General features: G+C 40.1%; 24 protein-coding genes and 1 riboswitch. All 24 genes read left to right on the forward strand.

What is annotated here, in order from left to right:
- Positions 1 to 22: 22 nt before the first annotated feature.
- The 24 genes from atpA (at position 23) to murD (ending at position 24,712) form a co-directional block, all read left to right on the forward strand.
- Positions 23 to 1,531 (forward strand): F0F1 ATP synthase subunit alpha, encoded by a 1,509-nt coding sequence (gene atpA, locus PYW30_RS02315; RefSeq protein WP_004259170.1) that lies wholly within the window; start codon positions 23 to 25, stop codon positions 1,529 to 1,531.
- 11 nt (positions 1,532 to 1,542) lie between these two features.
- Positions 1,543 to 2,424 carry a F0F1 ATP synthase subunit gamma gene (locus PYW30_RS02320; protein ID WP_004259168.1) on the forward strand — a complete coding sequence of 294 codons (882 nt, stop codon included), beginning with the start codon at positions 1,543 to 1,545 and terminating at the stop codon, positions 2,422 to 2,424.
- 59 nt (positions 2,425 to 2,483) lie between these two features.
- Positions 2,484 to 3,893, forward strand: a complete 1,410-nt coding sequence (gene atpD, locus PYW30_RS02325) for a F0F1 ATP synthase subunit beta (protein WP_004259151.1) — start codon at positions 2,484 to 2,486, stop codon at positions 3,891 to 3,893.
- A gap of 17 nt (positions 3,894 to 3,910) precedes the next feature.
- Positions 3,911 to 4,336, forward strand: coding sequence for a F0F1 ATP synthase subunit epsilon (locus PYW30_RS02330; protein WP_004259148.1), 426 nt, complete (start codon positions 3,911 to 3,913; stop codon positions 4,334 to 4,336).
- A 186-nt stretch (positions 4,337 to 4,522) separates the two neighbouring features.
- A complete protein-coding gene (locus PYW30_RS02335) occupies positions 4,523 to 5,197 on the forward strand; it encodes a hypothetical protein (RefSeq protein ID WP_042217281.1) in 675 nt (224 codons plus the stop codon).
- 28 nt (positions 5,198 to 5,225) lie between these two features.
- A complete protein-coding gene (locus tag PYW30_RS02340) occupies positions 5,226 to 6,050 on the forward strand; it encodes a hypothetical protein (RefSeq protein ID WP_042217279.1) in 825 nt (274 codons plus the stop codon).
- Positions 6,051 to 6,137: 87 nt separating this feature from the next.
- Positions 6,138 to 7,055 carry a lactate/malate family dehydrogenase gene (locus tag PYW30_RS02345; protein WP_014024343.1) on the forward strand — a complete coding sequence of 306 codons (918 nt, stop codon included), beginning with the start codon at positions 6,138 to 6,140 and terminating at the stop codon, positions 7,053 to 7,055.
- Positions 7,056 to 7,168: 113 nt separating this feature from the next.
- Complete coding sequence (locus PYW30_RS02350) at positions 7,169 to 7,873, forward strand: histidine phosphatase family protein (protein ID WP_004259135.1); 705 nt, start codon at positions 7,169 to 7,171, stop codon at positions 7,871 to 7,873.
- Positions 7,857 to 8,642 carry a M15 family metallopeptidase gene (locus PYW30_RS02355; protein WP_042217277.1) on the forward strand — a complete coding sequence of 262 codons (786 nt, stop codon included), beginning with the start codon at positions 7,857 to 7,859 and terminating at the stop codon, positions 8,640 to 8,642. The genes PYW30_RS02350 and PYW30_RS02355 overlap by 17 nt, the downstream gene beginning before the upstream one ends.
- A gap of 32 nt (positions 8,643 to 8,674) precedes the next feature.
- Positions 8,675 to 9,079, forward strand: coding sequence for a hypothetical protein (locus tag PYW30_RS02360; protein WP_014024345.1), 405 nt, complete (start codon positions 8,675 to 8,677; stop codon positions 9,077 to 9,079).
- 139 nt (positions 9,080 to 9,218) lie between these two features.
- Positions 9,219 to 10,256 (forward strand): heat-inducible transcriptional repressor HrcA, encoded by a 1,038-nt coding sequence (gene hrcA / locus PYW30_RS02365; protein ID WP_042217275.1) that lies wholly within the window; start codon positions 9,219 to 9,221, stop codon positions 10,254 to 10,256.
- Between the two features lie 3 nt (positions 10,257 to 10,259).
- Complete coding sequence (gene grpE, locus PYW30_RS02370) at positions 10,260 to 10,832, forward strand: nucleotide exchange factor GrpE (RefSeq protein WP_019299805.1); 573 nt, start codon at positions 10,260 to 10,262, stop codon at positions 10,830 to 10,832.
- 76 nt (positions 10,833 to 10,908) lie between these two features.
- Positions 10,909 to 12,735: a molecular chaperone DnaK gene (gene dnaK / locus PYW30_RS02375; RefSeq protein WP_042217271.1), complete on the forward strand. Its 1,827-nt coding sequence runs from the start codon at positions 10,909 to 10,911 to the stop codon at positions 12,733 to 12,735.
- A 154-nt stretch (positions 12,736 to 12,889) separates the two neighbouring features.
- Positions 12,890 to 13,288: a Spx/MgsR family RNA polymerase-binding regulatory protein gene (locus tag PYW30_RS02380; RefSeq protein ID WP_042217269.1), complete on the forward strand. Its 399-nt coding sequence runs from the start codon at positions 12,890 to 12,892 to the stop codon at positions 13,286 to 13,288.
- Positions 13,289 to 13,464: 176 nt separating this feature from the next.
- Entirely contained in the window at positions 13,465 to 14,166 is a 702-nt protein-coding gene (locus PYW30_RS02385) for a DeoR/GlpR family DNA-binding transcription regulator (RefSeq protein WP_004259114.1), read from the forward strand.
- Positions 14,163 to 15,089, forward strand: a complete 927-nt coding sequence (gene pfkB, locus PYW30_RS02390) for a 1-phosphofructokinase (protein ID WP_042217267.1) — start codon at positions 14,163 to 14,165, stop codon at positions 15,087 to 15,089. Before PYW30_RS02385 ends, pfkB begins: the two co-directional genes overlap by 4 nt.
- Before the next feature lie 14 nt (positions 15,090 to 15,103).
- Positions 15,104 to 17,008: a PTS fructose transporter subunit IIABC gene (locus tag PYW30_RS02395; protein ID WP_014024348.1), complete on the forward strand. Its 1,905-nt coding sequence runs from the start codon at positions 15,104 to 15,106 to the stop codon at positions 17,006 to 17,008.
- A 111-nt stretch (positions 17,009 to 17,119) separates the two neighbouring features.
- On the forward strand, positions 17,120 to 17,362 hold the full coding sequence (locus PYW30_RS02400; RefSeq protein ID WP_003135050.1) for a type B 50S ribosomal protein L31: 243 nt from the start codon (positions 17,120 to 17,122) through the stop codon (positions 17,360 to 17,362).
- A gap of 216 nt (positions 17,363 to 17,578) precedes the next feature.
- Entirely contained in the window at positions 17,579 to 18,130 is a 552-nt protein-coding gene (locus PYW30_RS02405) for a YceD family protein (RefSeq protein WP_023889673.1), read from the forward strand.
- Positions 18,131 to 18,231: 101 nt separating this feature from the next.
- Positions 18,232 to 18,927 (forward strand): response regulator transcription factor, encoded by a 696-nt coding sequence (locus tag PYW30_RS02410; RefSeq protein ID WP_004259096.1) that lies wholly within the window; start codon positions 18,232 to 18,234, stop codon positions 18,925 to 18,927.
- Between the two features lie 88 nt (positions 18,928 to 19,015).
- Entirely contained in the window at positions 19,016 to 20,506 is a 1,491-nt protein-coding gene (locus PYW30_RS02415; protein ID WP_042217260.1) for a HAMP domain-containing histidine kinase, read from the forward strand.
- Between the two features lie 140 nt (positions 20,507 to 20,646).
- Positions 20,647 to 20,814: riboswitch (Lysine riboswitch) on the forward strand.
- An 88-nt stretch (positions 20,815 to 20,902) separates the two neighbouring features.
- Positions 20,903 to 22,474, forward strand: coding sequence for an ABC transporter permease subunit (locus PYW30_RS02420; protein WP_042217258.1), 1,572 nt, complete (start codon positions 20,903 to 20,905; stop codon positions 22,472 to 22,474).
- Positions 22,475 to 23,212: an amino acid ABC transporter ATP-binding protein gene (locus PYW30_RS02425; protein ID WP_042217256.1), complete on the forward strand. Its 738-nt coding sequence runs from the start codon at positions 22,475 to 22,477 to the stop codon at positions 23,210 to 23,212. It abuts the gene before it with no gap.
- 138 nt (positions 23,213 to 23,350) lie between these two features.
- A complete protein-coding gene (murD, locus tag PYW30_RS02430; protein WP_004259085.1) occupies positions 23,351 to 24,712 on the forward strand; it encodes a UDP-N-acetylmuramoyl-L-alanine--D-glutamate ligase in 1,362 nt (453 codons plus the stop codon).

The following is a 24,712-nucleotide window of genomic DNA, read 5'->3' on the forward strand; positions in this document are numbered from 1 at the left end:
CTCAGAAAGGAGCAAAATACATTTGGCAATCAAAGCGAATGAAATCAGCTCACTGATTAAACAACAAATTGAAAATTTTACACCAGATTTTGAAGTTGCTGAAACTGGTGTCGTCACTTATGTTGGTGACGGTATCGCCCGTGCTTACGGCCTTGAAAATGCGATGAGCGGTGAGCTTGTCGAGTTTGATAACGGCGTATATGGTATGGCGCAAAACTTAGACAGTACAGACGTTGGTATTATCGTACTTGGTGATTTCCTTAGCATCCGCGAAGGAGATACAGTAAAACGTACAGGTAAAATCATGGAAATTCAAGTCGGTGAAGAACTCATCGGCCGTGTTGTAAATGCACTCGGACAACCCGTTGATGGCTTAGGCGACATCAATACAGGTAAAACACGTCCTGTAGAGGCTCCAGCTTCAGGTGTTATGCAACGTAAATCAGTTTCAGAACCACTTCAAACTGGACTTAAAGCCATTGATGCACTTGTACCAATCGGTCGTGGTCAACGTGAGTTGATCATCGGTGACCGTCAAACAGGTAAAACATCTGTAGCTATCGATGCAATTCTTAACCAAAAAGGTAAAGACATCATCTGTATCTACGTTGCAATTGGTCAAAAAGAATCAACAGTTCGTACACAAGTTGAAGCACTCCGTAAACTTGGAGCGATGGATTATACAATCGTTGTAACAGCTTCAGCATCACAACCTTCACCATTACTTTATATCGCACCATATGCTGGTGCAGCTATGGGTGAAGAATTCATGTACAACGGCAAACACGTTCTTGTTGTTTATGATGATTTATCTAAACAAGCCGTGGCTTACCGTGAACTTTCACTCTTGCTCCGTCGTCCACCAGGTCGTGAAGCTTACCCAGGGGATGTATTCTACCTCCACTCACGTCTTTTGGAACGTGCTGCACAATTGAGTGATGACTTAGGTGGTGGTTCAATGACAGCTTTGCCTTTCATTGAAACACAAGCCGGAGATATCTCTGCTTATATCGCCACAAACGTTATCTCAATCACAGATGGACAAATCTTCCTCGAAAACGACCTTTTCTATTCAGGTATTCGTCCAGCCATCGATGCCGGATCTTCTGTATCACGTGTTGGTGGTGCCGCTCAAATCAAGGCAATGAAAAAAGTTGCGGGTACACTCCGTTTGGACTTGGCATCATTCCGTGAACTTGAAGCATTTACACAGTTTGGTTCTGATCTTGATGAAGCAACACAAGCTAAATTGAACCGTGGTCGTCGTACAGTTGAGGTTTTGAAACAGCCGTTACATAAACCATTGGCTGTTGAAAAACAAGTTCTTATTCTTTATGCATTGACACATGGCCATCTTGATGATGTTCCCGTAGAAGACATTCTAGATTTTGAAGAAAAAATGTTTGATTTCTTCGATGTTAATTATGCTGAACTTTTACAAGTCATCACAGATACTAAAGATTTGCCAGATGAAGCAAAACTTGACGATGCAATCAAAGCCTTCAAGAAAACTACAAATTACGTTAAATAAGGAGGTTCATTATGGGCGCTTCACTTAGCGAAATTAAATCAAAAATTGCTTCAACAGAAAAAACAAGTCACATCACTGGTGCTATGCAAATGGTATCCGCAGCGAAATTGCAAAAATCAGAAAAGATTGCGAAAACTTATCAGGTTTATGCAGATAAGGTGCGTCAAGTGACAACCGACTTGGTTGCTGCAGATCGTGGCCCTTCTAAAAATCCGATGATGACGAAACGCCCCGTTAAGAAAACAGGATATTTAGTTATCACTTCGGATCGTGGCCTTGTAGGAGGTTACAACTCCAATATCTTGAAGTCAGTCATGAATAAATTACGTGAAAAACACCAAGGGCCAGAAGAATATTGTATTCTGGCTTTAGGTGGAACAGGAGCTGATTTTTTCCGCTCCCGTAATGTAGAATTATCTTATGAATTACGTGGTTTGACTGACCAACCAAGTTTTGAAGAAGTTCGTGAAATTGTACGTCAGGCTGTATCTCGTTATCAAAATGAAGAGTTTGATCAGCTTTATGTTTGCTACAATCACCATATCAATTCATTGACAAGTGAAGCACGCATGCAAAAAATGCTTCCGATTACATTTGATGAATCAGAGGATTCAGAAGAGGAAGCACCAGTATCATTGGTAAGTTTCGAACTGGAACCAAGCCGCGAAGCTATTTTAGATCAACTTTTACCTCAATATGCTGAAAGCATGATCTATGGTGCGATTGTTGATGCTAAAACAGCTGAACATGCTGCTGGTATGTCTGCAATGCGTACAGCTACAGATAATGCAAAAACAGTGATTAACGATCTGACAATACAATATAACCGCGCGCGTCAAGCAGCAATTACACAAGAAATTACAGAAATTGTTGCAGGAGCCTCAGCGCTTTAAGCACGTGGTAACCTTTCTTAAAGAATTAAAGACAGAAAAATAAACGAGGAGGAAAAATATTGAGTTCTGGTAAAATTACTCAGGTCATTGGTCCCGTTGTCGACGTTGAATTTGCGTCAGGCGCGACTCTTCCTGAGATTAATAACGCACTCATCGTTTACAAAGATGTAGACGGCGTTAAAACTAAAATCGTCCTTGAAGTGGCGTTGGAACTTGGTGATGGTGCCGTACGTACCATCGCTATGGAATCAACTGATGGCTTGACACGTGGACTTGAAGTTCTCGATACAGGTAAAGCAATCAGCGTACCTGTTGGTCAAGAAACACTTGGACGTGTCTTCAATGTACTTGGAGATGCTATTGATGGAGGGGAAGCATTTGCTGAAAATGCAGAACGCAGCCCTATCCATAAAAAAGCCCCATCTTTTGATGAACTTTCAACAGCAAATGAAATTCTGGTGACAGGGATTAAAGTTATTGACTTGCTTGCCCCATACCTTAAAGGTGGTAAGATTGGGTTGTTCGGTGGTGCCGGAGTTGGTAAAACCGTCCTTATCCAAGAGTTGATTCACAATATTGCCCAAGAACACGGTGGTATTTCCGTATTTACTGGTGTTGGGGAACGTACACGTGAAGGGAATGACCTTTACTGGGAAATGAAAGAATCAGGCGTTATCGAAAAAACAGCCATGGTCTTCGGTCAAATGAATGAACCACCTGGAGCACGTATGCGTGTTGCTCTTACTGGTTTGACAATTGCTGAATATTTCCGTGATGTAGAAAAACAAGACGTTTTGCTTTTCATTGATAATATCTTCCGTTTCACCCAAGCCGGTTCAGAAGTATCTGCCCTCTTAGGACGTATGCCATCAGCCGTTGGTTACCAACCTACGCTTGCAACTGAAATGGGTCAACTTCAAGAACGTATCACTTCAACAAAACAAGGTTCTGTAACTTCTATCCAAGCGATTTATGTCCCAGCCGATGACTATACTGACCCTGCGCCAGCAACAGCCTTCGCTCACTTGGATGCAACAACAAACTTGGAACGTCGTTTGACACAAATGGGTATCTACCCAGCCGTTGATCCATTGGCTTCTTCATCACGTGCACTTACACCTGAAATTGTTGGTGAAGAACACTATGCAGTAGCTATGGAAGTACAACGTGTGCTCCAACGTTATAAAGAATTGCAAGATATCATTGCCATCCTTGGTATGGATGAATTGTCGGATGATGAAAAAGTATTGGTTAACCGCGCACGCCGCATCCAATTCTTCCTCTCACAAAACTTTAACGTTGCTGAAACATTTACTGGTGTACCAGGATCATATGTACCAATTGAAAAAACTGTTGAAGATTTCAAAGCGATTCTTGACGGTAAATACGATTCAATCCCTGAAGATGCTTTCCGTGGTGTAGGTCCAATCGAAGACGTTCTCGAAAAAGCTAAAAAAATGGGTTATTAAGATAGGAGGTTGCTGAAATGAGTGAAAATGTCATGGCTATTCAAGTCATCACTCCTGCGGGTGTCATTTATGATCACCATGCAACCTACATTCTTGCGCATACGATTGGTGGAGATATGGGGATTTTACCCAACATGATTTCCACAATCGCTGGTTTACAAATCAGTGAACTTAAAGTGCGCCGTCCTGATGATGTGAAGCACGTCGATTATATTGCTGTTAATGGTGGTATTATTGAAGTGAAGGACAGTATGATTACTGTGATTGCAGATTCTGCTGAGCGTAATCGTGATATCGATGTTCCACGTGCGGAACGTGCAAAACTTCGTGCAGAAAAAGAGCTTGAAGAAGCTAAAGCGGCACATAAGACTGATGAAGCTAAACGTGCAGAAGTTGCACTTCATCGTGCGATTAACCGATTGAATGTATCGAAACACAATTAATTAAAGAATAAAAAACATCCCTAGGATGTTTTTTTTGTTATTTAATATAAATGTAATAAAAAACAGCAAACTAAAATGTTAAAATGTAAACAATAAGTCTTTTTTACTGTTTGATGAACAAGTAGTTACAAATGATGAAGTTTTGGAATGAATTAGAAATGTAGTGTAGAGAAGAGAAAGGGAATTATGGGAAAGGAGGAAAGCGTGGCGCTGGAACATTGCCAAGAATTGATGGAAACAGTTGAAACAATAGAAGACAAACTCCATCAACTTGAAGTTATAAAGATCGAATTTCGTCAAGAAATTCAGAACAAAATTAATTACCGCTCGGCTTTATTGTCTTTTAGCTTTCCTGTCCTTATCTTAGCTTTTTATATTATAAACGATTTTTCCTTTATACATGGTCAGGGTCAACTGGAACGTTCCGCTTTAGAAACCTTTTTAATCACGTTTATGTTGAGCTTTTCCTTATGGGCTCTGGGGATTTTTCTCAATGATATTTTCAAAAAAATATTTTGGAGTAAAACACTGCCTATGGGGAGAAAAGCTCTTGTTAAGCAACTTTTCCCTAAATACAATCAAAAAAGTCAATGGCTGATTGAAAGTCTGGAGGAGTTGTTGGCTTGTGAGACTTTAACAAATACTGAACTTCCTGAAAGATATATGAACATCAAGAGTTTGAGCTATATCATTGAAGTTTTAAAGGTAAAGGATGCTCAAACGTTGCGTGAAGCAGTGGAACTGTTAGAGCTCGAAATAAAAAATATTCGTGTTGAGCAGAGCTTGCTGGCGGAGCCGAGTATCCGTCGAGCCCAAGAAGCGATAGCAAGTCGGTATGCGTTCAAACAAGGTGCAGAATAGAAATAATGAGAAAGGAGGTAAAAAGCTAATGAGAAAGAAAAAATATGGTATAGTTTTAGCGGTCACACTCGTATTAGGGCAAACAATCATTCTTAATCCGAGTCAAGTTTATTCTGCGTCAGTTTCACGTGTCTCATCTGAAAAGGTGGAGGGCAATAGTACCAAGGATTCGATAACCAAGGAATCAAATGCAGGCGGTGTACCGATAACACCCGAGAACCCACAGCCCATTACACCGACAGTGCCTCCAATCGTGCCGGAAACACCAGATATTACACTTCCGCCAGTAACGATAGGTGAACCCGTTCCTATCACGCCAACAGTCCCGGTAATTCCGAGTCATCCTCTTCCTGTAGATCCCGTTCCTATCACGCCAACAGTTCCTACGAATCCGTTTCCTTCGGAACCCGTGACAATTACACCTACAACACGTCCGAACGCCCCACAGCAGCCGGATATTAGTTTGCCTTCAATTTCACCCACAGCACCAGAAACAGCAGAAGCGCAGAAACCAGAAGCAGATACACAAAAAAATCAACACCTTAAAAAGGGGACAACAGAAGCTATAGAGCAACAAATAACCCAAAATAAAGATACGACAACTCCAGTTGCTGCGAAAGAAGAACTTTCTCAACTTCCCTATACTTGGGGGGAAGCAACTCTCCCAGTGATGTCGCAACAAACGGCTGCCAATTCGCTTAATGATACGGGTAAGGATGCTGCAGCGCGTAAACATGCCATAGCTGTTCATGCAGCTGGGACAGGGGGAGTAGTAACAGGAATTGGGACGTCTGTACTCCTTCTGGGAATACTCAAGAAAGTAAGTTGGCTCAAACAGTTCTTTGTTAAATAAAAGAAAAAATCTCTGAAAAAAGAGATTTTTTTTGATACAATGAAACAAACAATGAGGAGAGACCTCTATAATTTAAAGGAGATTCAGATGCGTAAAGTAGGTATAATTGGGTTAGGTAATGTCGGAGCAATGATCGCTCAAATGATTGTTCAAGCAGGCTATGTTGATGAATTAGTCCTTATTGATAAAAATACTGCAAAATCTAAAGCTGAAGCTTTTGACATGCTTGATGCAGCTAGCCTACTCAACAGTCATACGCAGATTACTGTCGGTGACTATCCAGATCTTTCTGATGCAGAAGTCGTTATTTCTGCTCTGGGCCACATCAAAGCTCTTGATGCTCAAGATCGTTTCCAAGAGTTGAAAATTAATACACCTATGGTTAAAGCAGTTGCAGATGAAATCAATGCCTCAGGCTTTAACGGTGTTTTCTTGATTGTAACCAACCCTAATGACGTGATTGCACAACTTTATTCACAAGCTCTTAACCTTCCAAAAAACCAAGTTTTTGGAACAGGGACGTATTTAGATTCTGCGCGTTTGCACCGTTATATTGCTGAAGAAGCAGGTGTAGATGCGAGAAGTGTGAGTGGTTATATGCTTGGTGAACATGGTGATTCACAATTTGCAGCCTGGTCAACAGTAAATATTGGGGGTGTCCCATTTGAAAAAACAGCAGCAATAAACAATTTTGACCTTGAAAAAATTGAAAATTCAGCACGCCATGGTGGTTTCGTGGTTTATGAAGGAAAGGGTTATACGAACTTTGCTATTGCTGCAGCTTCAGTCAGTCTTATGAATCTCATTTTATCGGATGCCAAAGCAGCTGTAGTCTGCTCGCATTACGATGCTGAACTTGATGCATATTTGTCAACACCAGCACTTGTTGGACGTGATGGGGCAAAAGCTTATCCGGGATTCATCGAAAGTATCAGCAAGGAAGAAGCGGATAAATTGAAAGACTCAGCACGTGAGATTCAAGAAAAAATCAAAAAATTTAGCTAAAAATAGTCTATAGATAGAAAACCTCTTACAGAAGAAGAGGTTTTTTTCTCTGTTCAATTGCTTTGAAATAAAGTATAATTAAAGATATATATAATAGAAGATAAGGTGAGTTCATGGTTGAGATTTATTTGGTAAGACACGGAAAAACAATGTTTAATACAATCGGCAGAGCCCAAGGTTGGTCGGACACACCGCTCACTGCTGAAGGCGAACGTGGTGCTATGGAGTTGGGGCTAGGCTTCAAAGCCAAAGGTTTGAAGTTTGATCGTGCTTATTCTTCTGACTCTGGGAGAACAATACAAACGATGGGCTTTATCTTAGAATACTCAGAGAATAAAGATATCCCTTATAAGATGGACAAGCGTATTCGTGAATGGTGTTTTGGTTCTTTTGATGGAGGCTATGATGGCGAGCTGTTTGATGGGGTTCTTCCGATTATCTTTGCTGAAAAAGGGTTGCAAGAGTCAGGGAAATTCCCTTCAGATGAAGAACTGGCGCGTGCCATCTATGAAGTCGATACTGCAGGCTGGGCGGAAACCTGGGAAGAACTCTCTGGACGTATTATGAGTGGTTTTTCTGATATGGCAACTGAAGCAGAAGCTGCGGGAGCGAAAAATATTGTTATAGTCAGTCATGGGATGACGATCGCTAGCTATATTAAAATGCTTCGTCCAGATAAAGAACGTCCGCATAATTTAGATAATGGTTCTGTGACACATCTGACTTTTGAAAATGGAAAGTTTGAAGTAGGAGATATCGGATCAATGGAGTATCGTAAACTTGGAGCAGAAATCGTAAAAAATGCAAAGAAGAACTAAAAAAAGAAAACTCAAAAAAGGGAGAGTCATCGGAAGTTTTATTATTCTCTTGGCCTTCATTGGACTATGTGTATTTGCTGTGAGTAAGCTCAAGCCACAAGTGACGAAACAAAGGGCAGAGTCAAGCCAGACTTCATCTTCGAGTTCGACAGCTGAAAGTAAAACGACCGATTTGCCTGAAGCCCATCGCTCTGATTGGAATCTTGTTCTGGTAAACAGGGAAAACCCCAAAGAGGAACTTTCCCCAGAACTTACAACTGTTGGCAACGTACAGGTTGACCAACGTATTGCAGATGCGCTTGTTAAATTTTTGGCAGCAGCACAAGCCATTGATCCCGCAGAACACCTGATTTCGGCCTATCGCTCAGTGGCTTATCAAGAGCAACTGTTCAATACTTATGTGGAAAATGAAAGGATTGGCGCTGCAGGATCCGTTAATAATACAGGGCAACCCATATCTCGTGAGCAAGCGGAAACGAATGTTAAAACTTATTCACAACCTGCGGGTAGCTCAGAGCACCAAACAGGCTTAGCTGTCGATATGTCAACGGTAGATGCTTTGAACCAAAGTCCTGAAGAAGTCGTTGCACAAGTAAAGAAAATCGCACCTGACTACGGTTTTGTACTTCGTTTCCCGGAAGGTGGAAAAGCATCAACGGGTGTGGATTATGAGGACTGGCATTTTCGTTATGTAGGTGTGGACAATGCCAAGTATATGACAAAACACAACCTTACACTTGAAGAATATTTGAAGCTATTGCCCCAATAAAAATAAAGGGACTTAAAAGGAGTCACACAACAATGTTGAATAAAGCCTACTTGATTTTATATGCTAATATCGCCTTATTTCTCTATACTTTAATGATTATGGCACAGCGACTTTTAGCATCACCCAATACTTTTACGACTGTTTTTCAAAATACAAGCCGTACAATAACGGGTTTTATCAATAAAACATTGGCTCCAGTAGCCCAATGGCAAAATGTAATAGAAATACTCTTGGTTTTTCTCCTCATCTTACTCATACTGCGCTTTTTCAATGTAGGACTATGGATTTTAGAGATAGCGGCTGTACTCATTCTTGTGGATTGGGGCTATCAATATCTCATGCATCAGCAAAATCTAGCCCTATTATTTCCACTCGCTGTCATGCTTGTGAGTCTCTTTAGCATCCGTTTCATTGCTAAAGAGGTAGGATTTATCTAAAAGAATCAAAAATTAGCACTCTATAAAAAAGAGTGCTAATTTTTGGTTTTTTTGCTTGACAAGAGAGGAGATAAGGGTTATAATAATATTGTTAGCACTTGAGGGTGGTGAGTGCTAAAAGTAAAGAAAGGAGACAAAGATGATTACAGAACGGCAACAACAGATTTTGGATTTGATTGTCTCACTTTACGCGAAAGAGCACACACCCGTTGGTTCTAAAGCTTTATTGGAACAGATTAAAGCATCAAGTGCGACAATCAGAAATGATATGAAAGCCTTGGAAAATCTTGGACTCATTCAAAAAGAACATACGTCCAGTGGACGTGTTCCTAGTATTTCAGGTTACAAATATTTTGTAGAAAATGTATTGCGCTTGGAAGAATTTACACAAAATGATCTTTTTCAGATTATGAAGTCCTTTGACGGAGAGTTTTATCGCTTATCAGACTTATTTGAAAGAGCAAGTGAAGTTCTCTCAAGGTTGACCGGCTTAACTTCCTTCGTACTTAATGTTCCTCAGAAAGAACAAGTCTTGCAGTCCTTTGAACTTGTCACTTTAGATAATCACTCAATATTGACAGTGATGACCTTAGCGACAGGCGAGCTTAGGACAAATCAGTTTGTCCTACCAAAAAGTATGAGTGAACATGACCTGCAAGTCTTTACACGTTTGATTAAAGAACGTTTAGTGGGTAAGAAAGTTCTCGATGTGCATTATGCGCTGAGAACGGATATTCCACAGATCGTACAGCGTTACTTTAAAACAACTGGTGATGTCTTGGAACTCTTTGAATCCGTCTTTGCAGACTTATTCACAGAGCATTTGACAAGCAGTGGACGTGAATATGTCTTTGACTTTGCAACAGACAATCTTTCTGAGCTTTATAAAATTTTAAGCGATGATGCGCGTATGGCTCAAGAAATACGAGAATTAACAAGTACAGATGAGATGCGTTCGGTTGTTATTGACAATATGTCTTATTTTGCTAACCTCACGTTGATCAGTCAAAAGTTTGTTATCCCGTATCGTGGTTTAGGAACGCTGACAGTCATTGGTCCTGTAGAACAAGATTATCAAAAAACCTTGAGTACACTGGACTTACTTGCAAAAGTCTTAAGTATGAAACTCATGGACTATTATCGTTACCTTGATGGTAACCATTATGAGATAAGTTAATATATGAAATTATTTAAAAGAAAAGGAAACAATATGGCTGAAGAAAATAAAGAAGAATTAAAGAAAAACGATCAGGAAGAAGAAGTTGTCGAAGAGCTTACTGAAGAAGCACTTGAAGACATCGTCGAAGAAGAAGTTTCTGAGCTTGATGCAGCTGTAGCAAAGGCTGAAGAATGGGAAAACAAATTTCTCCGCATCAGTGCAGAAATCCAAAATATTCAACGCCGTGCCAACGAAGAACGTGCAAGCATTTTGAAATATCGTTCACAAGATTTGGCGAAAAAGATTTTGCCAAGCTTGGATAACTTGGAGCGTGCACTTGCTGTTGAAGGATTAACAGAAGACGTCAAAAAAGGTTTGGAAATGACACGTGAAAGCTTGATCAACGCACTTAAAGAAGAAGGCGTTACAGAAGTTCAAGCAGACGGTGCCTTTGATCCAAACTTCCATATGGCTGTACAAACAGTCCCAGCTGATGATGAGCATCCCGCAGATCATGTCGTTCAAGTCTTCCAAAAAGGCTATCAAATCCATGATCGCATTCTTCGTCCAGCAATGGTCGTTGTGGCACAATAAGAAACAAGAAGTGACCGAAATGTCCTTAAACTATAAGAATAGATAAAAACAATAAAATAAAAAAGAGGTAAAGCATATGTCTAAAATTATTGGTATTGACCTTGGTACAACAAACTCAGCAGTAGCAGTTCTCGAAGGAACTGAAGCAAAAATTATTCCAAATCCAGAAGGAAATCGTACAACACCATCTGTTGTCGCTTTTAAAAATGGTGAAATTCAAGTCGGTGATGCTGCAAAACGTCAAGCCGTAACAAACCCAGATACAATCATTTCTATCAAATCTAAAATGGGTACAAGCGAAAAAGTTTCTGCTGGTGGTAAAGAATATACACCACAAGAAATTTCAGCAATGATCCTTCAAAACTTGAAAGCAACAGCTGAAGCTTACTTGGGCGAAAAAGTTGAAAAAGCAGTTATCACTGTTCCAGCTTACTTCAACGATGCACAACGTCAAGCAACAAAAGATGCAGGTAAAATCGCTGGTCTTGAAGTAGAACGTATCGTTAACGAACCAACAGCGGCAGCTCTTGCTTACGGTATGGATAAACAAGACAAAGATGAAAAAATTCTTGTCTTTGACCTTGGTGGTGGTACATTTGACGTTTCAATCCTTGAATTAGGTGATGGTGTCTTTGATGTATTGTCAACAGCAGGTAATAACAAACTTGGTGGTGATGACTTTGACCAAGCAATCATTGATTACATGGTTGCAGAATTCAAGAAAGAAAACGGCATTGATCTTTCACAAGATAAAATGGCCCTTCAACGTTTGAAAGATGCAGCTGAAAAAGCGAAGAAAGACCTTTCAGGTGTAACTTCTACTCAAATCTCATTGCCGTTCATCACAGCAGGCGCTGCAGGTCCACTTCACTTGGAAATGACACTTACACGTGCTAAATTTGACGAATTGACTGCTTCATTGGTTGAAGCAACACGCGAACCTGTACGTCAAGCACTTTCTGACGCTGGTCTTTCAACTTCTGATATTGATGAAGTTCTTCTTGTTGGTGGTTCAACTCGTATTCCAGCAGTTGTTGACCTTGTTCAAAAAGAAACAGGTAAAACTCCAAATAAATCTGTTAACCCAGACGAAGTTGTGGCTATGGGTGCAGCAATCCAAGGTGGTGTCATCACTGGTGACGTTAAAGACGTTGTCCTTCTTGACGTAACTCCACTTTCACTTGGTATTGAAACAATGGGTTCAGTATTTACAAAACTTATCGAACGTAATACGACAATTCCAACATCTAAATCACAAGTCTTCTCAACTGCAGCAGATAATCAACCAGCAGTAGATATCCACGTTCTCCAAGGGGAACGTCCAATGGCAGCAGATAACAAATCTTTGGGTCGCTTCCAATTGACAGATATTCCTGCAGCACCACGTGGTGTGCCACAAATCGAAGTAACATTCGACATTGATAAAAACGGTATCGTTTCTGTTAAAGCAAAAGATTTAGGTACGCAAAAAGAACAAACAATCGTTATCAAATCTAACTCAGGTCTTTCTGACGAAGAAATCGACAAAATGATGAAAGATGCAGAAGCAAATGCTGACGCTGACGCAAAACGTAAAGAAGAAGTGGATACACGTAACGAAGCGGATGCTCTTGTTTTCCAAACTGAAAAAACAATCAAAGAACTTGAAGGTAAAGTTGACGAAGCAGAAGTGAAAAAAGCAGAAGATGCTAAAGAAGAGTTGAAGAAAGCTCTTGAAGGTGAAGATATTGCTGATATCAAAGCTAAATCAGAAGCACTCAGCGAAATCGCACAAAATCTCGCAGTAAAACTTTACGAACAAGCCAGCGCTGAACAAGCAGCAGCAGAAGGTCAAGAAGCTGGATCAGCAGAAGGTCCTAAAGATGACAATACTGTTGATGGCGACTTTGAAGAAGTTAAATAAAATCTTAGCTTATAAAATAAAAAAGTTCGAGACATCGGTGCTCGGCTTTTTTTGTTTTTTTTTTTTTGAAAACCGTTTCATTTGTTTTCACTCTCATAAAATAGGATAATAAAAATAAGAAAGAGAACCTGGATGTGATAGAAAGGAGGTTGGCATGCTTAAGATTTATACCATCTCCTCTAATCAGGAGACGAAAGAAGCGGAGCGCTGGCTCTATGCCCATAAAGTCAAGTTTATTGAAGTTGATCTTCTCAAAGAGCTGGTTTCGACTGAGGAAATTCTCCGAATTGTTTCCCTAACTGAACATGGAGTTGAAGAGATTGTCGAAACAGAAACTCGGGCTTACACACGTTTGAACCTTAACTTCAAGGACCTAAAGTTAGAAGATTTTATGGAGCTATTAGAAGAAAATGCGACCCTGTTGAAAGTTCCACTGATGTTGGATGAAAAACAGCTCCAAATTGGTTTTGATGAAGACAAGATGCAAAGGTTTTTAGAAAAGCCAAGTAAAAAAGTTACGGACTTAGAACAACAAGAAATGCGCACAGGCTAGGTTCTCTAAAGAGCAAAGGAAGCGGCATTCCTGGCTCTTTTTTATTTAAGAATAGTACATGAAAGAAATATATTGAGAATTTCTTTCTTTTTTTTGTAGTTTTTGGAAGTTTTTGATTGACTTTGAAAGAAAATGGTGTATAATATAAATGTAAACGAATTCAGGAGGAGGGTCACATGCTCGCGACAGAACGCAAGGAAAAAATAATGAGCTTGCTCAAAGAGCAAAGAACAGCGACTTTAGAAGAACTTTCAACAATAACTCAAGCTTCTGTCTCGACCTTAAGGAGAGATCTCAATGAGCTTGAAGAAGAAAATGTCTTGCGCCGCGTTCATGGAGGCGCAGAACTCCAACAAGACCTCTCAGAAGAGCTATCTATTTTTGAGAAATCTTCCAAAAACGTTCAAGAAAAAGAAAAAATCGCAGCTTTGGCTTTTGAAAAGATAAAAGAAGGCGACATTATCTACTTGGATGCTGGAACTACAGTTGCGCCGCTCTGCCATTTGCTTAATCAATCGGGCAAGCGTGTCACTATCGTGACCAACTCGATTAGCCATCTTCCAAAATTAACCAGTGAAAACCTCATCGTTTATTTGCTTGGTGGTCGAGTGAAACGTCAAACAGATGCCATCATTGGCAGTTCGGCCATCGCTCAACTTAGTACTTATCGTTTTAATCTTGCTTTTATCGGGGCCAATGCTTTTGACGAAGAGCTGGGAGCTATGACACCGGACAGTGAAGAAGCAGCGATTAAGACACAGGCGATCCGTCAAAGTCGGACAAGCTATCTCCTCCTGGACAGTAGTAAAATCGGTCAAACAAGCTTTATCAAGTTTGCTGAAAGTGACCAAATAAAACTTATAACGGAGAAATTATGATATACACAGTAACACTAAATCCAGCATTAGATTATTTTATGGATTTTGATCAGGCTGAACTTGGACAAGTCAACCGAGCAACAGAAACGCGTATGCTTCCTGGTGGTAAAGGGATTGTTGAGAGTCGCATGATGTCTCTTTTAAAGGTAGAGAATACAGCCCTTGGTTTTCTTGGAGGTTTCCCAGGAAAATTTATTCAGGATTATCTTGAAAACATCGGAAGCCAGTCCGATTTCACTCCGATTGCAGGAACGACACGCATTAACACAAAAATAAAAGTCAATGCGCAAGAAGAAACTTCTTTTGATGCCGCCGGCCCTGACTTATCTGATGCTGAAATTCAAGCCTTCTTAAGTAAATTTGACAAGCTGAAAAATGATGATATTGTCGTTTTTGCGGGTACCATTCCTAAAATTTTAGGGGAAGACTTCTATGAAGTCTTGATTGAGAAAGTGAAAGCCAGAGACGCACAGTTTGCTATTGATGTGGACGGACAAAAGTTGCTGAAAACATTGAAACATGAGCCACTTATCATCAAACCTAACCGTGAAGAATTAGAAGAAATTTATTCTGTTAAGTTTGACGTTAAAGAAGATATCATCCCTTATGGTCAAAAACTTTTGGCAGAGGGGGCACAAAATGTCATGATTTCTATGGCAGGGGATGGTGCATTACTCTTCACAGGTAAGGAAACTTATTTTGCCGCTCCAATCAAAGGAGAGCTGAAAAACTCTATCGGTGCAGGAGATTCGACAGTTGCAGGTTTCCTTGCGGAATGGAGCCGCAGCCAGGATGCTTTAGCTGCCTTTAAACAAGGGGTTGCCTGTGGTACAGCTAAGGTCTTCTCAGAAGACATGCCGAGTGAAAGCTTCTTAAAAGAATGCTTTGAAAAAGTAACAATCGAAAAAATAAACGAAGATTAGAAAAGAGGAAGATTATGGAAATCAAAGATTTACTCAAAACAGAAGTCATGATTTTGGACCTTCAAGCAACGACAAAAGAAGCTGCTGTTGATGAAATGGTCAACAAATTAGTCGCAGAAGGCTATGTCAGTGATTTTGATACCTTTAAAGCTGGAATTATGGCTCGTGAAGCGCAAACTTCAACAGGTCTGGGCGATGGTATTGCCATGCCACACAGCAAGAACAAAGCAGTTAATGAAGCTGTTGTCCTGTTTGCCAAATCAAATGCCGGTGTGGATTACGCTGCCTTAGATGGACAGCCTGTCAATCTTTTCTTCATGATTGCAGCACCAGAAGGAGCCAATGACACTCACTTGGAAGCTTTGGCACAACTTTCTAAGTTCCTCTTGCAAGCTGGATTTACAGACAAAGTAAAAGCAGCAAAATATCCGCGTCAAGTTTTAGAGCTTTTCTCTGAAGAAACTGAAGAAATTGAGCAAGTCACTGATAGCGAACATTATGTTTTAGCCGTAACAGCATGTACAACAGGTATTGCGCATACATATATGGCTGAAGAAGCACTTAAAAAACAAGCTGCTGAAATGGGCATCGCCATTAAAGTTGAAACAAATGGTGCCCGTGGTATTGACCACAAACTGACTTCCGAAGATATCCAAAAAGCTGATGGTATCATTGTTGCAGCGGATAAGAAAGTGGAAATGAACCGTTTTGCAGGAAAACCGATGGTGCAAGTTCCTGTGGCTGCTGCTATTCGTCAACCAGAAGAACTCATTAACAAGGCAGTTTCTGGTAATGCACCAAAATTTGAAGCCGATGCAGCCGATGAGGCAAAAGAAGAAAGCTCTGGCGGTATTGGTAAAGCCTTCTACAAACACCTTATGGGTGGTGTATCAGCAATGTTACCATTCGTTGTTGGGGGTGGTATCTTGATTGCTCTTGCCTTCTTGATAGACCAGTCGATGGGTGTTCCTAAAGATCAATTGGCTAATCTTGGTTCTTATCATCCAATTGCAGCTTACTTTAAAAATATCGGGGGCGCAGCCTTCGCCTTCATGCTTCCTGTCTTAGCTGGTTTTATCGCCAACTCCATTGCAGATAAACCTGGTTTAGTTGCTGGTTTCGTCGCTGGCTCAATGGCTTCATCTGGTCTTGCCTTTGGCAAACTTGATCCAGCAACAATGATTCCTTCTGGTTTCCTTGGCGCTTTAGTTGGTGGTTTCATTGCGGGTGGTGTCATCATCCTCTTGCGCAAACTTTTGACTGTTTTGCCTAAATCGTTGGATGGGATTAAAGCAATCTTGATTTTCCCACTTTTAGGTACATTCATCACTGGATTGCTCATGCTTTTCATCAATATCCCAATGGCAGCAATCAATACAGGTCTTTCAAACTTCTTGAATAGCTTGAGCGGCGCTTCAGCTTTAGTACTTGGTATTATTGTTGGGGGGATGATGGCAGTTGACCTTGGTGGTCCAATCAACAAAGCCGCTTATATCTTCGGTACAGGAACATTGGCCGCAAGTGTTGCTACTGGTGGCTCAGTTGTGATGGCAGCGGTTATGGCTGGTGGTATGGTTCCACCTCTTGCAACTACAGTTGCCGTCCTCTTCTTCAAAAATAAATTTACCAAAGAAGAACGTCAATCAGGTTTGACAAATATTGTTATGGGACTTTCATTTATTACAGAAGGTTCAATTCCATTTGGTGCTGCTGACCCAGCGCGTGCCATTCCTTCATTTGTTGTTGGTTCAGCCTTAGCAGGTGGACTCGTTGGTGCGGCAGGTCTTAAATTAATGGCGCCACACGGTGGTATCTTCGTCTTAGCCCTCACAAATGGCCCACTTTTATACCTTCTCTTTGTTTTGATTGGTGCTCTTGTTTCAGGTTTGATGTTCGGTTATTTGAAAAAAGAAAAATAAGGGTTTAAATAACAAAAAAGCTTGAATTTCAGGAACAAATCTGTTAGAATATTAAGGTCTAACAAACTTTGGTCTGGCAAACAGTCCAAGGCAGAAAGGAAATTTTGCAAAATGAAAAAAGACATCCATCCTAATTACCAACCTGTTGTGTTCTTGGATACAACTACTGGTTTTAAATTCTTGAGCGGTTCAACTAAAGGTTCGAAAGAAACTGTTGAATGGGAAGACGGAAACACTTATCCATTGATTCGTGTGGAAATCTCTTCTGACTCACACCCATTCTACACTGGCCGTCAAAAATTCCAAGCAGCGGACGGACGTATCGCTCGTTTCAACAAGAAATATGGAAAATAAGAAAGTGCTTCGGCGCTTTTTTATTATCGCTCAAATTTACTATAGTAAACCAAGACCAAAAGGCAACACATTCTGAACATCTTTTAGTTCATGGGGCTATAAAAATTAAAAAAAATATCATATAATAGAAGCAGATAGTATACACATATAAAAATAAAGGCATGCGTGAATGTGCCTTCTTTTAAACTCACTATAAAGATAAAGGAAAAATGAAATATGAAATGGTCTATTTTAGAAGTATCAAAAAAGAAAAGAATTAAATTTGAGGAAGAGCTTGATTTAACGCAGGAACTTAAGCAGCGTTCAGAAGAAATTCTTGATGCAAAACCTGTAAAAGTTCAAGGACAAATCGCCTATGATGACGGTATCTATTACTTGGATTATACACTTGAAGTGGATTTGACTTTGCCTTCATCACGCAGCTTAAAGCCAGTAGAGTATCTCATGTCTATTGCTGTGAATGAAGCCTTCACCACAGATGAGTTTCTTAAAAAGAATGAAGATTTACTGGACAGTGACATGATATTTACATTGGAAGCAGATTGGATTAGTCTATCAGAATCGGTAGCTGATAATATTCTTTTAGAAATTCCTTTGCAAATTTTAGCAGAAGATGAGAAAGCTGGAGCCGCAAGTCTACCTTCTGGTAAGAATTGGTCTGTCTTGTCTGAAGCAGACTATCAGAAGCAAAAAGAAGAAGAAGCAGATAAAGAAAATAAATCACCTTTTGCAGGATTGGCAGATCTCTTTTCCGAAGAAAAAAATTAAGAAAAATCTCATAAAACACTTGCAACAAAATTACAATTATATTATAATTTCATTATAGAGGAAATAAAATTAAAAAGAAAAGATATTAATGAGGCTAAACTATGAATTCATCTAAACGTATTTTGATTATCGAAGACGATAAAAACATTGCGAGATTTGTTTCACTTGAGCTTGAACACGAAGGATACCAAACTGCGGTTCAAGGCAATGGTCGTAAAGGTCTTGAAGAAGCAATGTCAAAAGATTATGATTTGATTTTGCTTGACTTAATGCTCCCAGAGCTTGATGGCTTTGAGGTTGCACGACGCTTACGCCGTGAGAAAGATACACATATTATTATGATGACTGCACGTGATTCGACAATGGACCGTGTAGCAGGTCTTGATATTGGCGCAGATGACTATATTACAAAACCATTTGCTATTGAAGAATTGTTAGCGCGTGTCCGCTCACTCTTCCGTCGTGAAGATCATATCCACACGATTGAAAAGTCCGACAATACTTCATTCCGTGATTTGGTAATTGATAAGACCAACCGTACTGTACACCGTGGAAAAAAAGTTATTGACCTTACACGCCGTGAGTACGATTTGCTTTTGACACTGATGCAAAATGTAGGTGATGTCGTAACACGTGAATACTTGGTTTCTGAAGTATGGGGTTACGAAGAAGGTACAGAAACAAACGTTGTGGACGTTTATATCCGTTATCTGCGTAACAAAATTGACGTGGAGGGCCGTGAAAGCTATATCCAAACGGTTCGTGGTATGGGATATGTCATGCGTGACCGCAAATAATATAGGGAAGATGTAAGAAGATTTCTAGTGGTTTTGCCACTAGATTTATTCCTTTTATGGCGATGAAAAGAAATAGAAAAAATGCGACATGGTAAAATTTTTTGATTCGAAGAAGAAAAAAACAGAAAGTCTTCCCGAGCGTAAGCGAAGCATCATGCTCCGTTGGGCATTTGCAAATACGATTTTTTGTTTTATTACCTTCACTATTTTTACAGTATTGGTTTATCAATTGACCATTACAACCTTCATCAATTCTGAAAAAGAGGATATGATGAAAGCTCTGGATAATGTTGAGCAAAGTTTGTCCCAATCGGAAAGCACACTGTCGGAAGAAAATCTGGCGAATTATTTGGCTTATGCCAAAGACTATACAGCCTCCAGTCAGGGTAAAGAAAATGAGCTAGAAACACTTGGAAGTATGATTGGCTCTAGGAAGTCCTTTTATGTTTTTGACGTCGGTGAAAATTTGATTTACTCGACCAATTCTCATGGCTTCCCTCTAAAAAAAGACGTGGGGGATGGCACTCATGCTGTACGTACATTTGGTGAATATTCTGGTTATTTGGTGGAACGACCGGTTTATTCTAATAAAACAGGTAAGCTGATTGGCTATGTACAGGCTTTCTATGATATGAGTTATTATTATAGCGTGCGAACAAAGTTACTGATTGCCCTGATTATCTTAGAGATTATTGCTCTCTTTATCGCTCAGTTTGTCGGTTATTTTATGGCGAGTCGTTACATCAAGCCTCTGGAACGGTTGCACGATGCGATTACTACACGTGCCAATAACTTGAAGGCGGATTTCAAACCTGTAGTGATTCAAACAGGTGATGAAATTGAAGAACTGGCGACTGTTTATAATGACATGATGATCAAGCTTAACGATTATGTTGATCAGCAGAAACGTTTTGTTTCTGATGTCAGTCACGAGTTACGTACGCCACTTGCGGTTTTGGATGGTCATTTGAATCTCTTGAACCGTTGGGGGAAAAACGATCCCGAAGTGCTTGAGGAGTCTTTACAGGCCAGTATAGAAGAAGTGAGTACGATGAGAACAATGTTGGAAGAGATGCTTGCATTGGCCCGTCTTGAAAACATCGATTTTCAAGATGAAGACCTTATCTGTGATCCGACAGAAGTTTCTAATTTCCTTAAGAAAAACTTCCTACTTATTCATGCTGATTTAAGCTTAACTGTGGAAAATAACTTGTCACCGGGAAGATTGGCTCATATCTACCCGAACCATTATGAACAAGGCTTAAAAATTTTGATTGATAATGCTATAAAATATTCGCCTAAAGATCGCCAAGAAGTGAAAATTCATCTAGAAGAAGATGATAAATACATTATCACTACGGTTGAGGATCATGGCTATGGCATTAGTCAGGAAGATTTAAAACATGTCTTTGAGCGTTTCTTCCGTGCTGATAAAGCGCGAAATCGGGATATAGGAGGCACTGGGCTTGGACTGTCTATTATCCAACGCATAGTGGAAAACTATGATGGGGAGGTCAGTGTGACTTCTGTTGTAGGTGAGGGATCGAAATTCACTTTAAAAATTCCTAAGATTAAATAGGTATAAAAAGCCTAGCAAGTATCTAAACGTACTTTCTAGGCTTTTAGTTTATGCCTCATTCTCTCGAGTTTTTTGATAATTTGAGAAAATTGTTGACATTCGTTTAAAAAAAGGTTAAGATTTAAAATACAATATACAAATAAAATGATAGAGGTCGCAATGAATAGGAAGTTTTACTGAGCTGGACAAGCGTTGAAGTAAAACGGAGGAGACATTGCCGAAATGAATTCACTCGTCCAAGTGAGTTTGTTGGGGCAGCAAGGGATACTTGCTGAACTGTCGCAGTTTTGCGGAGTGCTATTCGTTACTTACTGATAATATGAATCATGTACAACGTTTAGCAACCTCTCTGTGTAAAGGTTGCTTTTTATTTGGAAAAATGAAAGAGAGAGTATTATGAGAAGAAAAAACTTATTCTTACTTGTCGCGACGTTGTTTACGGTATTATTTATCGGTAGTTCAAAAGTTAGTGCAGACCAGTTCCGTGTCGGAATGGAGGCAGCATATGCCCCTTTTAACTGGACACAATATGATGATAGCAACGGTGCTGTCCCTATTGATGGTGTAGATGGCCAATGGGCAAATGGTTACGATGTACAAGTTGCAAAAAAACTGGCGGATAAGTTAAATAAAGAATTAGTAATCGTCAAATCAAGTTGGGATGGTTTGCTGCCCGCCCTGAAATCTGGGAAGATTGATGGCATTATTGCAGGAATGTCACCAACCGCCGAACGTAGAGAACAAATCGCCTTTTCGGAACCGTACTATACTTCTAACCTTGTAATGATGGTCAAAAGTGGCGGCCCCTTTGCTCAAGCATCGCGCTTAGCAGACTTCTCCGGTGCAAAAATTACCGCTCAGCTGGGAACTTTTCACTATAACATGATTGACCAGATTAAAAGTGTGAATAAGCAAACAGCGATGAAAGATTTTTCAAGCATGCGTGTGGCTTTACAAAGTGGTGCCATCGATGGTTATGTCGCTGAACGTCCAGAAGGGGTCACTGCAGAAAAAGCAAATCCAGACTTCAAAATGATTGAATTTGGCGAAGGAAAAGGTTTCGTCACAAATTCAGATGATACAACAGTCGCAGTAGGTTTACGTAAAAATGACCCTAACTTGCCTGAGATTAATAGCTTTTTGACAGGTTTTACACCTCAAGATCAAAAAGAACTGATGGACCAAATGATTGCCGCTCAACCAGAAGCCAAAACCCAAGGCGCTTGGTATGACCAAATTATCAGTATTGTAAGAGATAATGGCAAACAGTTTCTTAATGGTACAGGGATGACCTTATTCATCTCTTTGATTGGTACGATTATTGGTACGGTTTTAGGTCTTCTTATTGGTGTTTATCGTACTATTCCAGAAATCAGTAATAAATTTTTAGCCTTTTTACATAAAGTATTTGGCTGGCTTATTTCCGCTTATATTGAAATTTTCCGTGGTACACCAATGATTGTTCAGGCAATGGTGCTTTACTATGGAACGGCTCTAGCTTTTGGCTTGAGTTTGGATCGGACCTTAGCTGCGCTAATTATTGTGTCCATCAATACGGGGGCTTATATGTCTGAGATTGTACGTGGTGGTATTTTCTCTGTAGATCAAGGACAATTTGAAGCTGCACAAGCTATCGGAATGACGCATGGGCAAACTATGCGCAAAGTTGTTCTGCCACAAGTCTTACGAAATATTCTTCCAGCAACAGGAAATGAATTCGTCATTAACATCAAAGATACATCAGTCTTGTCTGTGATCTCAGTTACGGAGCTCTTTTTCCAAGGGACAACAGTGGCCCAACAAAACTTTATGTATTTCCAAACCTTTGCTGTAATCTGTGCAATTTACTTTGTCTTAACATTTACAGTGACACGTATTCTACGCTTTGTAGAAAGAAAAATGGATGGACCAGATGCTTACGTCCCAATCCAAAATCAAATGCAAGTACAAGAACCGGGGGACGCTTAAATGACAGCAATCTTAGAAATCAATCATTTAAAAAAATCATTTGGCAGCAATGATGTGCTGAAAGACATTCACTTGACGGTTAATCAAGGCGAAGTTATTTCGATTATTGGTTCATCTGGAAGTGGGAAATCAACACTCCTTCGTTCGATTAATTTATTGGAGAAGCCTTCTGGTGGAGAAATAATTTATAAAGGTGAAAATGCTTTAGCAAAAGGCTTCGATATTCCTAAATACCGCACCCATCTTGGCATGGTTTTTCAAAGCTTCAATTTATTTAACAATATGAATGTTATCGAAAATGTTATGGCTGGGCAAGTTACAGTATTGAAAAAAAGCCAAGAAGAAGCTCGGACTATTGCGCTCGAGAATCTGGAAAAAGTGGGGATGGCAAGCTTTGCTCATGCCAAACCTGCACAACTCTCAGGAGGACAAAAACAACGCGTGGCGATTGCTCGTGCGATTTCCATGAATCCAGACGTGATTTTATTTGACGAACCGACTTCAGCGCTTGATCCCGAAATGGTAGGCGAGGTCTTACAAACGATGAAGGGATTGGCTGAAACAGGCTTAACAATGGTTATCGTCACCCATGAAATGGAATTCGCGCGTGATGTAAGTGACCGTGTGATTTTCATGGATAAAGGGGTTATTGCTGAAGAAGGAAGACCAGAGGAAATCTTTGGGGCTCCGAAAGAAGAACGGACGCGCGCTTTCCTTTCGCGCTTCTTGAAAGCTTAAATAAAAAGAGCATCAGCTTGCTCTTTTTTCTTTGCAAAAGTCATCTTATTTTCACAGTAAAACTTTCGAATACAAACTCTATATTGAAAAAATAGGTAAATAGCGGTAAAATAGAGGGAAGTAGAAAGAATAGGAACAATGAAAAAAATCAAAACTTTTGAAGAAAAAAAAGTACTCATCCTCGGATTAGCAAAATCAGGAGAAGCTGCAGCCCGCTTGCTTCATACTCTAGGTGCACATGTAACTGTAAATGACGGAAAGGCTTTTGAAGAAAACCCTGCCGCGCAAGCCCTCTTGGAAGAAGGCATTGAAGTTATCTGTGGTAGCCATCCCCTTGAACTTTTAGACGAAGATTTTGATTTTATGGTAAAAAATCCAGGTATTCGTTATGATAACCCAATGGTAAAGAAAGCATTGGATAAAAAGATTCCAGTTGTTACGGAAGTTGAACTTGCTTACCTTGTTTCGGAAGCCCCAATTATTGGAATTACTGGAACCAATGGTAAAACAACAACAACAACGCTTATAGCCGATATTTTAAATGCAGATGGTCAGTCTGCAAAACTAGCAGGAAATATTGGTTTTCCTGCTTCTGAAGTAGCTGCCCATGCGAGTGCTCAAGATACTTTGGTGATGGAATTGTCAAGTTTTCAATTGATGGGTATTGTGGACTTCAAGCCCCAAATCGCTCTCATTACCAATATCTTCTCATCACATTTGGATTATCATGGCTCTCAGGAAGCTTATGAAGCTGCAAAATGGCGTATTCAAGAAAACTTAACTTCGGAGCAATACCTTATTCTCAACTTTAATCAGGAAAAATGCCGTGCTCTAGCAGCGCACACAGCAGCGCAAGTTGTGCCATTTGCCACTGAAAAGAAAGTTGATGGCGCTTATGCGCAAGAAGGAAAGCTTTATTTCCGTGATGAATTCATCATGGATGCAGCTGACCTAGCTTTGCCTGGAGAACATAATTTAGAGAATGCTCTAGCAGCAATAGCTGTTGCCAAGCTTTCAGGTGCTAAGAATCAGGCAATCATTGAAGTTTTGACAAGCTTTTCGGGTGTGAAACATCGTTTGCAGTATCTTGGAGAACTTGCAGGACGTAAGGTCTACAATGATAGCAAAGCCACCAATATATTGGCAACAGAAAAAGCCTTGTCAGGTTTTGAAAACAGTCGCTTATGGCTCTTAGCGGGCGGACTAGATCGTGGAAATGGCTTTGAAGAACTTGCGGATTCTGTGAGAGGTATTAAAGGTATGGCTCTCTTTGGGGAGACTGCACCAAAACTACAAGAGCTTGCTGATCACATGCAGATTCCAACAGTCCATAGTGAAAATGTCGCAACTGCCCTTAAAGAAATTTTTGATAAGACAGAAGAGGGGGACACTATTTTACTTAGTCCTGCTTGTGCCAGCTGGGATCAGTACAAGACCTTTGAAGAACGTGGAGATATGTTTATTAAAGCTTTCGAAGAATTGAAAGGTGAATGGAAATAG

Source organism: Lactococcus garvieae subsp. garvieae, from assembly GCF_029024465.1.
GTDB classification, from domain to species: Bacteria; Bacillota; Bacilli; order Lactobacillales; family Streptococcaceae; genus Lactococcus; species Lactococcus garvieae.

Coding starts and splice junctions, on each gene's coding strand:
- PYW30_RS02335 (WP_042217281.1), top strand. CDS start 4,523: ATGGGAAAGGAGGAAAGCGTGGCGCTGGAACATTGCCAAGAATTGATG.
- grpE (WP_019299805.1), top strand. CDS start 10,260: ATGAAATTATTTAAAAGAAAAGGAAACAATATGGCTGAAGAAAATAAA.
- PYW30_RS02355 (WP_042217277.1), top strand. CDS start 7,857: ATGCAAAGAAGAACTAAAAAAAGAAAACTCAAAAAAGGGAGAGTCATC.
- PYW30_RS02345 (WP_014024343.1), top strand. CDS start 6,138: ATGCGTAAAGTAGGTATAATTGGGTTAGGTAATGTCGGAGCAATGATC.
- PYW30_RS02425 (WP_042217256.1), top strand. CDS start 22,475: ATGACAGCAATCTTAGAAATCAATCATTTAAAAAAATCATTTGGCAGC.
- PYW30_RS02380 (WP_042217269.1), top strand. CDS start 12,890: ATGCTTAAGATTTATACCATCTCCTCTAATCAGGAGACGAAAGAAGCG.
- pfkB (WP_042217267.1), top strand. CDS start 14,163: ATGATATACACAGTAACACTAAATCCAGCATTAGATTATTTTATGGAT.
- PYW30_RS02385 (WP_004259114.1), top strand. CDS start 13,465: ATGCTCGCGACAGAACGCAAGGAAAAAATAATGAGCTTGCTCAAAGAG.
- PYW30_RS02405 (WP_023889673.1), top strand. CDS start 17,579: ATGAAATGGTCTATTTTAGAAGTATCAAAAAAGAAAAGAATTAAATTT.
- PYW30_RS02340 (WP_042217279.1), top strand. CDS start 5,226: ATGAGAAAGAAAAAATATGGTATAGTTTTAGCGGTCACACTCGTATTA.
- murD (WP_004259085.1), top strand. CDS start 23,351: ATGAAAAAAATCAAAACTTTTGAAGAAAAAAAAGTACTCATCCTCGGA.
- PYW30_RS02395 (WP_014024348.1), top strand. CDS start 15,104: ATGGAAATCAAAGATTTACTCAAAACAGAAGTCATGATTTTGGACCTT.
- PYW30_RS02330 (WP_004259148.1), top strand. CDS start 3,911: ATGAGTGAAAATGTCATGGCTATTCAAGTCATCACTCCTGCGGGTGTC.
- PYW30_RS02400 (WP_003135050.1), top strand. CDS start 17,120: ATGAAAAAAGACATCCATCCTAATTACCAACCTGTTGTGTTCTTGGAT.
- PYW30_RS02320 (WP_004259168.1), top strand. CDS start 1,543: ATGGGCGCTTCACTTAGCGAAATTAAATCAAAAATTGCTTCAACAGAA.
- PYW30_RS02420 (WP_042217258.1), top strand. CDS start 20,903: ATGAGAAGAAAAAACTTATTCTTACTTGTCGCGACGTTGTTTACGGTA.
- PYW30_RS02410 (WP_004259096.1), top strand. CDS start 18,232: ATGAATTCATCTAAACGTATTTTGATTATCGAAGACGATAAAAACATT.
- PYW30_RS02415 (WP_042217260.1), top strand. CDS start 19,016: ATGGTAAAATTTTTTGATTCGAAGAAGAAAAAAACAGAAAGTCTTCCC.
- PYW30_RS02350 (WP_004259135.1), top strand. CDS start 7,169: ATGGTTGAGATTTATTTGGTAAGACACGGAAAAACAATGTTTAATACA.
- PYW30_RS02360 (WP_014024345.1), top strand. CDS start 8,675: ATGTTGAATAAAGCCTACTTGATTTTATATGCTAATATCGCCTTATTT.
- hrcA (WP_042217275.1), top strand. CDS start 9,219: ATGATTACAGAACGGCAACAACAGATTTTGGATTTGATTGTCTCACTT.
- dnaK (WP_042217271.1), top strand. CDS start 10,909: ATGTCTAAAATTATTGGTATTGACCTTGGTACAACAAACTCAGCAGTA.